Origin of the sequence: Candidatus Magnetominusculus xianensis, from assembly GCA_001541255.1 — a bacterium.
GTDB lineage: Bacteria > Nitrospirota > Thermodesulfovibrionia > Thermodesulfovibrionales > Magnetobacteriaceae > Magnetominusculus > Magnetominusculus xianensis.
Genome location: LNQR01000033.1, coordinates 35,361 through 47,816, shown reverse-complemented (window position 1 = coordinate 47,816; position 12,456 = coordinate 35,361). Strand labels below are relative to the sequence as shown.

10 protein-coding genes are annotated in these 12,456 nt (G+C 45.1%); all 10 read right to left on the bottom strand.

Translation table 11 applies throughout. The features are described from left to right. Positions 1-152: 152 nt before the first annotated feature. Positions 153-1,508 (bottom strand): sensor histidine kinase, encoded by a 1,356-nt coding sequence (locus ASN18_RS04975; protein WP_085051634.1) that lies wholly within the window; start codon positions 1,506-1,508, stop codon positions 153-155. A 2-nt stretch (positions 1,509-1,510) separates the two neighbouring features. After that, the gene (locus tag ASN18_RS04970; protein ID WP_085051633.1) at positions 1,511-2,203 is read right to left on the bottom strand and encodes a response regulator transcription factor; all 693 of its coding nucleotides are present in this window, start codon (positions 2,201-2,203) and stop codon (positions 1,511-1,513) included. Then, complete coding sequence (locus ASN18_RS04965; RefSeq protein ID WP_085051631.1) at positions 2,200-3,852, bottom strand: ATP-binding protein; 1,653 nt, start codon at positions 3,850-3,852, stop codon at positions 2,200-2,202. Before ASN18_RS04965 ends, ASN18_RS04970 begins: the two co-directional genes overlap by 4 nt. A 4-nt stretch (positions 3,853-3,856) precedes the next feature. Then, entirely contained in the window at positions 3,857-5,089 is a 1,233-nt protein-coding gene (locus tag ASN18_RS04960) for a hypothetical protein (protein ID WP_085051629.1), read from the bottom strand. 219 nt (positions 5,090-5,308) lie between these two features. Then, a complete protein-coding gene (locus tag ASN18_RS17060) occupies positions 5,309-5,524 on the bottom strand; it encodes a hypothetical protein (RefSeq protein WP_157072839.1) in 216 nt (71 codons plus the stop codon). Further along, the gene (locus tag ASN18_RS04955) at positions 5,499-6,257 is read right to left on the bottom strand and encodes a hypothetical protein (protein ID WP_085051627.1); all 759 of its coding nucleotides are present in this window, start codon (positions 6,255-6,257) and stop codon (positions 5,499-5,501) included. The genes ASN18_RS17060 and ASN18_RS04955 overlap by 26 nt, the downstream gene beginning before the upstream one ends. 48 nt (positions 6,258-6,305) lie before the next feature. After that, positions 6,306-7,529, bottom strand: coding sequence for a (Fe-S)-binding protein (locus tag ASN18_RS04950; protein ID WP_236861527.1), 1,224 nt, complete (start codon positions 7,527-7,529; stop codon positions 6,306-6,308). Next, positions 7,519-8,355, bottom strand: coding sequence for an ATP-dependent sacrificial sulfur transferase LarE (gene larE, locus ASN18_RS04945; protein WP_085051624.1), 837 nt, complete (start codon positions 8,353-8,355; stop codon positions 7,519-7,521). The genes ASN18_RS04950 and larE overlap by 11 nt, the downstream gene beginning before the upstream one ends. 4 nt (positions 8,356-8,359) lie before the next feature. Continuing rightward, the gene (locus ASN18_RS04940; protein WP_085051622.1) at positions 8,360-9,859 is read right to left on the bottom strand and encodes an Rne/Rng family ribonuclease; all 1,500 of its coding nucleotides are present in this window, start codon (positions 9,857-9,859) and stop codon (positions 8,360-8,362) included. Then, positions 9,852-12,293 (bottom strand): TIGR03960 family B12-binding radical SAM protein, encoded by a 2,442-nt coding sequence (locus tag ASN18_RS04935; protein WP_085051621.1) that lies wholly within the window; start codon positions 12,291-12,293, stop codon positions 9,852-9,854. Before ASN18_RS04935 ends, ASN18_RS04940 begins: the two co-directional genes overlap by 8 nt. Between the last annotated feature and the right edge of the window lie 163 nt (positions 12,294-12,456).

Genomic DNA, 12,456 nt, shown 5'->3' with positions numbered 1-12,456 from the left:
ATAAACGGAGTCTACGTAACAGACATGGTAACACTGCCCACGCTTTCAGATTTGAACTGGGAAATCGCAGCACCGAAGTAAGACACAGCGGCCTATAAAGGGGAGGGGGAAAACACTCCTCCCCAAAAACCTAAACCCACAGGCGAATCAAACTAAAGTAGAATTGTTTTCGTTGATATAAACCTGACAGTAAAAATGCTTCCCTTTCCCACTTCACTCTCTACCGTTATAGTGCCGTTTAGTACGCTGACCAGTTCTTTTACAATAGAAAGTCCTATGCCCATGCCTGAGGCTGCCCCTTTTTTATAGAATCGCCCGAATATCAGCGCCTGCTCCTCTGCCGTTATCCCCAAGCCGCTGTCTTTTATTGATATACTAAACCCATCGTCCTCTTGTGCGCCAGTGATGGCAACTCCGCCCGACATTGTGAACTTTACGGCATTCGATATGAGATTGATTAATATCGTTTCGAGCTTCTCACGGTCTGTTGTTACACGCAGCGAATCTGATATGTCAACAATGATTGAAAGCCCCTTTTGTGCCGCGGCTTGCAAAAATGGCTCCGCCAGCGACGAGATAAACCCGCTCAGAACTATCGCTTCATAGTGACATTTTCTCAGGACATTCTCTTCTGCCTTTACCATGTCTTCGATCCCTTTTACGAGACCTGTAAGTCTGTCGATACCCTGATTGATATTTCTTAAGGCCTCTGCTGGGGTGTTGATAACACCGTCAATAACGGCCTCGACATTGGCTTTCATTATTGTAAGCGGGGTTCTGAGTTCGTGGGTGATGTTAGTCATCACATGCTTTCTTAATAGATCTTCACGCTCTAAGGCGGCGGCCATTTGATTAAATGATGCGGCAAGTGCGCCGACTTCGTCGTTTGACCCTGCAGCGCAGCGAACTTTTAAATCCCCTTTGGCAATTTTATCTGACGCCTCTCTGAGCCGCTTAACCGGATTTATCAGCAGCCTTGTAAATAAAAATGCCAGCAGTACTGACCCGCCACCGGCAACGCCAAGCGATACGAGCATAAAATATGCGCCGTGTTTCTTAAATAACTCCTCTTTAATTGCGACATACCCCTGGGCCGGGCGTATCTTAACCGTCCCGAATTGTACCCCGCCAATTGTAAGCGGATATAATAAATACTGCCCTGTTGCCTTGTTATGTTCCAGCATATCCATCATCCTGTGTCTCATTGCATGTGGAAGCATATCATAGACCTGGCCTGAGTCCATGATTATGCCTCCCGATGCGTCAAGCACCTGGATGTCAAACCCCAGCATAGTTGCCCAGTGTACGGCCTCAAACATAACACTGTTGTCCCATTCGCCGTCTTTATGGCTTTCCTCAAGGGAGGCAACGACCCAGTAGATGTGCTGATTTTGCATCGTCCCAACATAGTCATTGAAATCCCTGGACATGAGCCACTTAAAGATATAGCCAGAGACAAGCGCAGTTATGATTACCGCAATGAAGGCAAGAAAAATCTTATTTCTCAATCTTATATCTCATCTGCTGCAGCAATGAAAACATAACCCACGCCGTACACTGTCTTTATGAATTCGGGGCGGCGCGTATCTTTTTCTATTTTTTGACGCAGGTTCTTTATATGTGCATCGATTGTCCTGTCAGTGCCGTCAAAATCATAACCCTGCACTCCTGTTATCAACTGTTCCCTGTTCAGCGGTCTTTGGATATTATTAATAAAGGTCGTCAGGAGTTTAAACTCCGTCGGAGTGAGCGCAAGTGGCCTTTGGTCGAGGACAGCCTCGCGCTTTAGCGTATCTATCAGCAGCCTTCCCTCGTTAAAACTCAATATATGGGAGCTGCCGTTCAATTTCCTGCGAAGCCGTGCCCTGACGCGCGCGACGAGTTCCTTTGGGCTGAAGGGTTTTACGATGTAGTCATCGGCACCGGCAGTAAAACCGCTGAGTTTATCGTGTTCACGGCTTTTTGCCGTCAGCATAATTACCGGCACATCGGAGCTGTCTCGTATGGCTCTGCAAATATCCTCGCCATCCATATCAGGAAGCATAAGGTCAAGAATGACAAGGTCAGGGTGATTCGCCAGTTTTTTTAGCCCGTCGCTGCCGGTTTCGGCAGTATCTACGGTAAATCCATCTTTTTCTAAATATGCAACGACGATGTCTGAGATTTTTTTCTCGTCCTCAATTATTAAAATTTTTGCAGTCACCGCGATGATGTCCTCGTTGTCGCTTGCATAGCCTCTGCGTTGGTTTCTGTTGACATTTCAATTTCTTTCATAATTGCATCGACGATAGTACGCACCTCCGGCTTGAGGCGCTCTATGACATTCTCATTCTTAGTCTCGTGGAATCTTACGATAATATCGAATGGCATTAATAATTCATATAATTCGTCTTCACCGGCCTTTTTTATTGCATCTAATGATAGTCTTAGAAAATCATATTTTTTGCTTTTTGCTATTTCTGCAAGTGATTTTATAAAAAATTTATGCATTTCATCTTTTAAAGAAGTAATAGTTAAAACTTGAAGCATCTTTTGTAAAGCATCGTGGGCATTTGCTGCGTTTCCTTTGATTGTCTCTTTAATGAATGTTATATCAAATAAATATAGAAGATACTCATTTGAAATATCTATAAATGTGTCATCCAAGCGTGATTGCAGTTCCTCTTTTGAAAACCATATCTCATAGAATCTGACTATTAAACTCAGGCGCTTTCTTCCTGCATCTACTCTCATTTGACGCCATAGGCTGAACAGCCTTTCGTTTATGTCATAAAAAACAGTCCTTTTTCTTTTTGGCGTCGTGTTCTTTACATATCCATTTTTTTCCAGTCTAGTAAGTTGTGAATTCACTGTATTGACTGGTAATTGTATCGCCGCAGCAATCTCTGTCGGCGTTAAAAGCGTTTCCGCCCTCGCCATAATATCTATTATTTCCATTTGTTGTTTTGCTAGGTCGCGCATTCTTTCCCTGAAATATGACGACAACTTATCAAGAAGTGTTATCAGCATATCTTCAGCTGATGCAACATCTCCCTCATCGATGATTTTAATTAGTGTCAGAATTAAACGCGGATTGCCGCCGGTGAGTTCGTGAATTGCTTTTATCTTAGATTTTGATTTTTTAATTGTTTCCTTTAGCTCGTCATTCCCCTCGATCGAGGCGAAACGATTTAACAGTTCAGTTGTTTCTTTATATGAAAAATCACTTAACCTGATAGTTTCAAAAAAGTTATAAAACGGTTCGTCGTAATTAATAATGGCGTCAAAGAGTGTGGGTGCTGCCCCTATGATTAATACAGCGTCTGTTGTCATCAGAATGTCTCTCAGGGCGGATTGGTCTTCTCTGGTAAAATTTCCTATTATATCGTTTATATTGTCTATAAATAAGAGCAGAATTTTCCCCGTCTTCTCCTTGAACGTTTTTAAAAATGAAACTGCCGCCGCCTTTTCTTTTTCAGTTATTCGGGTGGGATAAGTAAGCTCTTTTGGAATGGAAATTGACTTACCGCCAGGTGAGTTAGGCAGATATCGCAGTATAGTTAAAACAAATTTAGTGATGTCGCTTACGTATTCCTCCTCAGAAAATAAGACAGGTATAAAGCGCTCGGCAAGTGGGGCAATCTTTTCATTCATTTTCCTATCGCCCGCAATTGAGCGGTAAATAATGTTAAGAATATGCGTCTTGCCAATTCCCTTTGGCCCGATAAATATGGGGTTTGAAAGCCCTCCGCCGCTTGAGGCATTCTCTAAGATGCTCTCAATACGCGCAATCTCCCTGTCTCTGCCCATAGAGATAGAGATGAGCACTTCCGAAGTCATCAATCCTGGAGTGAATTCATATAGTCGGTTCATGTTATTATTCCTCTATAATGTTATGGTATCTTAACCACCAGTCTTTTAGGATATTTGTTAAAAAGTTATAGCTGTCTGTCTTGTGGTCATATTCAACATAGAAGTCATTCTGTATGTCGGACATAATATCGTTAGATCGCGTTTCAGAGGGATGTCTTACCTCTATCATTTTATACAGTTTAAATAGTTCAGTTCTTGATATAATCCCCTTTCGTGCCGTCTCTGCAAGGATTCGTTTGACTATATTCTCGTCGTTCGGGTCATAGTATTCGGAGAGCCTGTCATAATAATGCTGAAAATAAGTCTTGCTTGACGGACCAAGTACATATTTATGATATGCCTCTTCTATGATTTCATCGGTCAGAGTAGTTTTACCCGCGTCATTCATAGCGTTAAGACTTTCCTTTGTAAGAATTTGAATGAAATAAGGCACGGGGGCACCGATTGTGGTCATGATTTTATCGATGATAGTTGCCGGTATAGTTATGAAATTGCCCTCTTTTTTTAATAGTGCCGTTATATAATCCCTGCCAACTTTAATACTAAATGGTTTCAACACTACTATTGTGAAGTCATTAATTATGTGGACCTTGGCGTCAACCCTTTTTATCGCATGTTCAATGCCAATTGAGCCGCCAACAAGCCATCGTATATTAGATAATTTACTTGACTGCCGAACAGTGCGAAACCAGTTGAGGAAATCATTTGCCATATCCTTAGAATGGTGTTTTGCTATATTAAGAATGAACTCAGGTAATTCGTCGGCTAGAAAAAGTATTTTCCCGTTGTATTCAGATAGAACGTTAACAAAATTATTTGTCATATCCCTCCAGTCCGGAGATTTATTTTCTCTTAATTCAATGTCTACTACGGAGATTTTCAATTTTTCAAGCCTATTAAGAAATTCTTGAGTAATATTTTTAGCTTTTTTTATAAATGAAACAAATTTTCCATCGTCGCATATCTCTTCAAAAAGAGCGGCAGTGAAATCATGGGGGCTTTCCATACTTTGCACATTAAACATAAAACAAACAAAATCATCTTGTGGATTTTCTTTCATCTTATTCATGATGCTCGTCTTGCCAAACCTGCGACATGCGGTAAGCAGCACGTTGTCGTTTTCTAAAGTTTTCCAAATATTGTCTATTTCAATGTCTCTGTCCCACATATTGCGCCCTTTGGGGATATTTCCAATCACAAAAGACGGCCCTTCTTTGTCATTAGCGTGGTTAAGCATAATACAATACCTCCTAAAAGAGATTATATCGTCATATATATGACGACTATGATGTGCAACATTAGTGTTGTACATCATATATGTCGTACAACCGTTTTAGTGTACAACATCTAAATGCATCTGTCAAGCATTTTTTCAGACTTTCAAAAAAAATATATGCTACGATAGACTCGTCATGAATCGCCTTGCTCACTTGTATGTAGTTCTGGCATGTGGTGATTATGACTGTCTTGCGGTGTTGATGACGCGGCGAAATACTGGCGAGCCATATAGGGGGCGTTCGCATAATGAGATTGTTTTCATGGCAATCTCACCGTAGGGGTCTGCACGAATTGCTCTTATCAACGGTACCCAGTCGGGTAGTTGGCCTCTGGCAATAATGTCCTCAATTGCCGCAATCGTAAATCCATCATGACTCAAGTGGCGGTGTTTCATGTATTTTAAGCTCCTTTGATTGCCCAAGCGCCTTCTCACAGGCATTGAGCAGGCAATCAGACAATCTGCCGCACATCTCGGCGACATACCCCCAACTGTCAAACGGTGGACGAACACCCTTGTATTCAGAAAGGTTTAATGTGTCGAGGTCGTAGGGTGGTGGCGAGGCAAGCTGCATTATCAACTGAGTACGCACAACCCAAGCATCGCTGCCCTTTTGTGGGTATAGTTCATCCATACTTAACAGTGCTTCACAGGCTGCTTCAAGGCCCATATGAGCCGTCAAAGCGGCCAAATCGAGATAGTCCCGCGTTGCATTACGTTGCAGGCAGAGAAACGCCTTTATGCGCAGTACTTCTGGCAATACCGGTAAAACCACTTCATGCCTGCCCACACACATAATCGTGGTCTCTAAAGGCCGCGCTCGGCGCAATTGACGCACGCCCGTCTCAACCCCATCCAGAGAGCCAAGTATTAATACCGGTCTCTTGACACGAGCCGTCTCCCATCCCGAAACCGCCTCCAGTTCAGACAGAACAGTATCGAAGCGCTCCCGCAGATCAGGCAAAACATGATCGTGGTCATACGAGAGACGATGCCCCGCGTAAAGCGCTGAGGCCGTCCCACCGACAAGCACTGCCTCTGGTAACACGCCTTGTAATCGGCAGATAGACGATAGCACGGTCTCCCACGCTTGCCCATTCTCATCTGAGTGCTCATCGCATTTGTTCATAATCTATTATATCACAAGGGTGTTATTCCAGGCCTATTCTGCAAATACTTACACCTGCGGGGTTATGGCCTCTTCGATGATTTCTATTAAGTGGTAGATTGGCTTGTCCTGAATCGCCTTGCTCAGTTGGAATATGCAGTTCGGGCATGTGGTGATTACTGCCTCGGCCTTTGTCTTGTCCAGCTCTTTTACCGTGTCGTTGAGTATGTAGTTTGACATATCATTAAAAAATACGCTGAATGTACCGCCGAAGCCGCAGCATGATTGTTTGTCCGGCTCAAGCAGCTCTATGTCAAAGGGGTCGGCGCTATCCTGTTGTTCACGGCGCAGTGTGTTTATCAGCTCCTTTGTCCGGTGACCGTTTTTCAGTTCGTTTCGCTGATGGCAGGATTCATGAAACACGGCCTTCAGGTTCACTGTCTTACGCCGCTGACTGCCACTGCTGTCTATCATGTCCATGTCTATCTTGCCGCGCAGGAAATCCGATATATCATAGACATTCTCAAGTTCCTTATTGATTAACACGGGATAGTGTTTCTTCAACGCAACTATACATGTTGGGCAGAGCGAAATAATGGCGTCAACCTTTAGCTTACTAAATGTCTCATAGTTTTTCTGCGCATAGGACTCTGCCGTTGACTCCATGCCAAGTGATCTAAAGGGCGCACCGCAGCACACCTCCGTTGTTGGAAATACCACCTCATATCGCAGGGCATTAAATACCCTGGCTGCCGAGAACATCAGCTCCGGATATACATGCTTTATCGTGCAGCCCGTAAATATCGCCACACGCCCAATCTTATTTTTGACCATAAAAATGCCGGTCTTTTTGAACTGATTCTCTGTAAACCGGACATTCGCTGGTATTAATTTCCTTTTGGAAAGCTTGTTATTAATCAATTTCTGAAACGGTTTTATCAGATTAACGGTTAAATCAGTGTTCTTGAATGCGAGTTTACTAAGAAAACCCGCAAAGGACATTGTTGTGTCATGGTCTTTTATCAGAGTCCTCGCGTGATAGAATACCTCCATCAGGTCTATATTCAGCGGGCAGTAGTTTGCACACGAGCCGCAGAGGACACAGCTCCTGAGTTTTTCATTAAATCTTTTTGTTGGTTTGGCCTTCCCCTCAACAAGGGCATGTAAGAGCCTTACGCGCCCGCGGGCGGTCTCTGACTCCTCCTTACATGCAAAATACGTGGGACACTGTGTCTTGCACCCGCCGCATTTTACGCATAGGTCAATCAGACGCTTAAATTCATTATCCTTCATATGTCTTTCGCAGGGGATACACCGGCAGCACCCTGTTGAGGCTTCCGCTGCGGTAACCCTCCATGTCCAGTGTAACATATAGAAAGCCGATTTCCCGGAGCCTTCTGATAATGGTCTCTTTGATTTCAGGGCTGACCGCCTTTTCTATATCCATTTCAGGAAGCTCTATACGTGCCATATCGCCATGTTTTCTCACCCGCATTGCTTTAAAGCCAAGTTCATTTAAGGTCAACTCCGCCTGTTCAACCATGTGCAGGGCATTTACGGTGATTTGCTCTCCGTAGGGGAATCTTGAGCTAAGGCATGGGGATGAGGGCTTGTCCCAGGTCTTCAGACCATTTAGTCTGGATAATTCGCGTATATCTGCCTTTGTCAGACCAAGTTCAGCAAGCGGACTTTTCACGCCGTAGCCTGCCTTTGCCCTCAGGCCCGGCCTGTAGTCGCCGAGGTCGTCGGCGTTGCTTCCATCTATTACATGGGGCAGGCCCTTAGCCTCTGCTATGGCCTTTAGTTTTTTAAATAATTCACTTTTACAGTAAAAGCATCTGTCGGGGGTATTGCTTGTGTAGTTTTTATCTTTAAGCTCATCTGTGTGAATGATTTCATGGGCGCTTGATATGGAGTTGACCATATCAAGGGCGGTAGTCAAATCAGACGAGGGCGTCGATGGGGAGACTGCCGTTACCGCAAGGGCAGCAATGCCTGAGTCCCTCACTGCCATTAGTAAAAATGTGCTGTCAACGCCGCCTGAGTATGCCAGTACCACACCCTCAAGTCCCTTTAAATACGTCAGCAGTGCCTTGTACTTGTCCTGAAGCCTTTGCATTTTATCAAATAACCGTTATTTCAATCTTCTCGCGGTGGAACCTTGAGTCTGCCTTCACTATGATGACAATATCATAGGTCACCTCAAACTCCTCAAGCCCGGCCCGTTGTTCGTCCGAGAGGTAATCTGCCACTATGGGGTTGGCCGAGATGATTACCTTGGCGCCTTTGTGCAGTGGAATCTTCTTTAATCTCCTGAATATCTCATAGCTTATCGTCTTTGGAGATTTCACAAAACCCTTGCCTTCACACATCGGGCAGCTTTCACAGAGCGTCCTGCCGAGGCTCTCCCTTATCCGCTTTCTCGTCATCTGGATAAGCCCAATCTCTGAGACATTGAATATGGTGTTTTTCGCTCTGTCCTTCCTCATCGTCTCTACAAAGGCCGAGTAGAGCTTTTCCCTGTTTTCGAGATTCTCCATGTCGATGAAATCTATTATGATTATGCCGCCAAGGTTTCTCAGCCTTATCTGATAGGCAATCTCCTTGACTGCCTCAAGGTTTGTCTTTAATATTGTGTCCTCAAGGTCTTTTTTCCCGACATACTTGCCCGTGTTTACGTCTATTACGGTCATGGCCTCAGTCTGGTCTATCACGATATAGCCGCCTGATTTTAGCCATACCTTTCTGTCCAAACCCTTGTATATGTCTATCTCTATGCCGAAGGCCTCAAATATCGGCTCACGGCGGTCATATATCTCTATTTTTTTCAGCAGTTTCGGGAAGAAGTTCTTGACGAAATCAAGGATATTCTCGTACTCATCCCTGTTGTCTATGACAAGGCGTTCAACATCGTCGTTAAGCAGGTCGCGCACGCTTCTGAATGTTAGGTCAAGGTCGCTGTAAAGAAGCGATGGCGCTGAGACCTTCTCCTTTTTCTTTTGAATATTGTCCCAGATTAGAAGCAGAAACTCGGTATCCTTTCTTAGTTCCTCAAGGTCAGAGTGTTCGCTTGCAGTCCTGACGATAAGGCCGTAGCCCTTTGGTCTTATCTCATCTATAATTGCCCTCAGGCGCTGCCGCTCCTCGACATTAACTATGCGTCTGGATATCCCCACATGCTCTATTGTCGGCATGAGAACAAGGTATCTGCCGGGTATGGTTATATAGGATGTGCCCCTTGCGCCCTTTGTCCCGATTGGGTCTTTGGAGACCTGGACGAGGACCTCCTGCCCTTCCTGAATTAGTTCGCTTATTGTTAGATCGCTTCTGGCACGTCTGCCGGGCAGCTCAAGAGGCACATCGGTATCTTCCATGAACTCAGAAAAATCCTCTACCTCTGTCTTTATATCGGCTACGTAGAGAAACGCTGCCTTCTCAAGCCCAATATCTACAAAGGCCGACTGCATCCCTGGCAGTATCTTTACTACCTTTCCTTTAAATATGTTTCCGACAAGGCTTGCCTCTTTCTTTCTTTCCACGTAGAACTCAACAAGCTGCCCGCCCTCAAGCACCCCTACGCGTACCTCATCCAGCGTCGTATTTATTATTATCTCGTTAGCCAATTCCCACCGCCTTTGCCTCACATGGCATCTGCCAGCTCCCGCCGCCATTAGCGCCGCTTACCCATCCATAGAGGGCCAGCCTTTTAATATCTGCATCCACTGCGTTTAACCCTGACAGGGCCTCTGCTATCTCCGAAATCTTTACCTTTTTTTCATTAGTATCTTTCACAAATATCACAAGTCTCCCATTGATTATATCAAATTTCCCTAAGAGTGGTGTCAACCATTGCAATTCAGTTGAATTTAATTTATCTTTCAGCCCCGAAATCGTCTCAGATTCAGGCAGCCCAAATTCATACTCATAGGCCGTAACGAATCTCCCCAGGGCCGGTGTATCCTTAGCAATAAAAAACATGTCAGTCACATCGAATGGTATCTCACGCGCAATGACCTCTTTGAATTTCATTATATCAAATGGCGGTGTAACCTCCATATCAAAACACTCCCGCAATCCCTCAATCCCTACACCCAGCGCCGGTGAAAACGATACCGACGGCATCGGATGAAACCCCTTCGAGTACACAAGCGGTACCTGTGCCCGCCGCAGCCCTTTCAGCACCGCAGACATCATCTCAAGATGAGAAAGATAGCGCAGATGCCCTGCCTTTGAAAACACCACGCGTACCTTTACCGGATTAAAAACAGTTTGCGCGTATTGTGCCACCTTACCAGCACTTGAGACACCTTCGGTTTTGCACAAAAACTCTGCACTTTTGCACTTCAGGCCGCAGGCTGTGCAGCTTATGCGGCAGTCATGGGTCATCTCAGGCTCCAGTGCCCTCTTATATTCCTTTTTCAGATAGTCAACCGTAACGCCCGTGTCGATTCTGTTCCATTCAAACTCGTGGGTCAGGTCATATGATGCCGCTGCTTCTGAGGCAATATCGATACCAGTTTTTTCCATCGCCTCCTGCCAGTGTTCATATTTGAACACATCGCCCCACGCATCAAGACGTGCCCCGGCCCTCCACGCAGCCTCGATGATACTGGCCGCAGGGCTTCCCGCCCTGGCAATAAATCCCTCCAGCACGCTCATCTGCTCATTGTGTCCCTTGAAGTTTAACCCCTTTTTAGATATGGCCTTGATGAGGAATCGTTTTTTTTCGATGATTTCACTAAGCGGTATCTGCCCGCACCATTGAAAGGGGGTATGAGCCTTGGGTACGAAAGTGGAGACCCCGATGTTGATATTTACGTGCCGCGTGGTGAATCTCTTTGCCATCTTCAGAGACTTCAGTGTCATTGCCGGGATGGCCTCAATGTCTTCTTGTGACTCAGAAGGCAGGCCTATCATAAAATATAACTTTAAATTGAGCCATCCCTGGCTGAAAATAGTATGGAGTGTGCGTTCATAGTCGTCCTCATTGAAATCCTTATTGATGACACTCCTAAGGCGTGCGGAGGCGGCCTCAGGGGCAATGGTAAAGCCAGATTTTTTTACAGTTTTTATCTCCTTCAGGACTGCCTCGGTTATGGAATTTATCCTCATTGAAGGTAGAGAAAATGACACGTTTTTGCCGTCGAATTTTTTATTACACTGCCTAAGAAGCTCTGGAAGCCTCGTGTAGTCGCCTGCGTTAAGAGACGTAAATGAAATCTCACTGTAGCCTGTACCTTTAACTGCGGCCTCAGCAATCCCCATAATCGTAGAAGGCTCGCGCTCCCTCGTCGGCCTGTAAATAATCCCAGCCTGACAGAACCGGCACCCGCACGAGCAGCCGCGCGATATTTCGATGTTTATTCTGTCATGAACTACTTCCATGTATGGCACAACTGGGGCACAGGGGTATGGGGCGGTGTTTAAATCTGCGAGGTAGCGGCGTCTTACTATTCCTGCAGAATATGCGGGGACAAATACACCGTCAATGGCGGCAAGCGCCATTAATATGGTCTCACGCCTGGCGTCACCCTCACGTTTATGGCTTTGGAGCGTGGTCATTATTTCTTTAATCACATCTTCGGCGTCACCGATGACAAACGCGTCAAAAAACGGGAGTACAGGAAATGGATTTAATGTACACGGGCCACCGGCAATCACAATCGCATCGTTGTTTGCACGCTCCTCTGCCCTTATGGGAATCCCACCAAGGTGGAGCATGTTTAATACCGTTGGATAAGAAAGCTCATACTGAAGACTAAACCCCACAACATCAAATTTATGAAGCGGCGTACTGCTTTCAACAGAGCAAAGGGGCAGTCCTTCCCTCTTCAGATATTCTTCCATATCAATCCATGGTGAGAATGCCCTCTCTGCGGCACACCCCGGCATGTCATTGATAATCTTATACAATATCTTAAGCCCAAGATGGGACATACCGATGTCATATACGTCCGGGAAACACAAAACGGCCTTAACAAGTGAGCCAGATTTCCAGACCATGTTGACTTCACGACCAATATACCTGCTCGGTTTTCTAAATTGAGAAAGGTTCACAAGTGGTCATCATAACAGTTTCAGCAGTGTTTAGACAAGTGTAATTCCGGCTTCTAAATGTGCCTTATTACATTAAAATACCATCATTATTATAATAAGCTATGGGAGGTCTCCCTTCATAATTACTTCATAATGTAACGCTATAATTAACCCGGCACGTAAA

What these genes read in the sequence shown, in the direction of transcription:
- ASN18_RS04965 (WP_085051631.1), bottom strand. Translation starts at nt 3,852, where the DNA reads ATGAACCGACTATATGAATTCACTCCAGGATTGATGACTTCGGAAGTG.
- ASN18_RS04960 (WP_085051629.1), bottom strand. Translation starts at nt 5,089, where the DNA reads ATGCTTAACCACGCTAATGACAAAGAAGGGCCGTCTTTTGTGATTGGA.
- ASN18_RS17060 (WP_157072839.1), bottom strand. Translation starts at nt 5,524, where the DNA reads ATGAAACACCGCCACTTGAGTCATGATGGATTTACGATTGCGGCAATT.
- ASN18_RS04955 (WP_085051627.1), bottom strand. Translation starts at nt 6,257, where the DNA reads ATGAACAAATGCGATGAGCACTCAGATGAGAATGGGCAAGCGTGGGAG.
- ASN18_RS04950 (WP_236861527.1), bottom strand. Translation starts at nt 7,529, where the DNA reads ATGAAGGATAATGAATTTAAGCGTCTGATTGACCTATGCGTAAAATGC.
- larE (WP_085051624.1), bottom strand. Translation starts at nt 8,355, where the DNA reads ATGCAAAGGCTTCAGGACAAGTACAAGGCACTGCTGACGTATTTAAAG.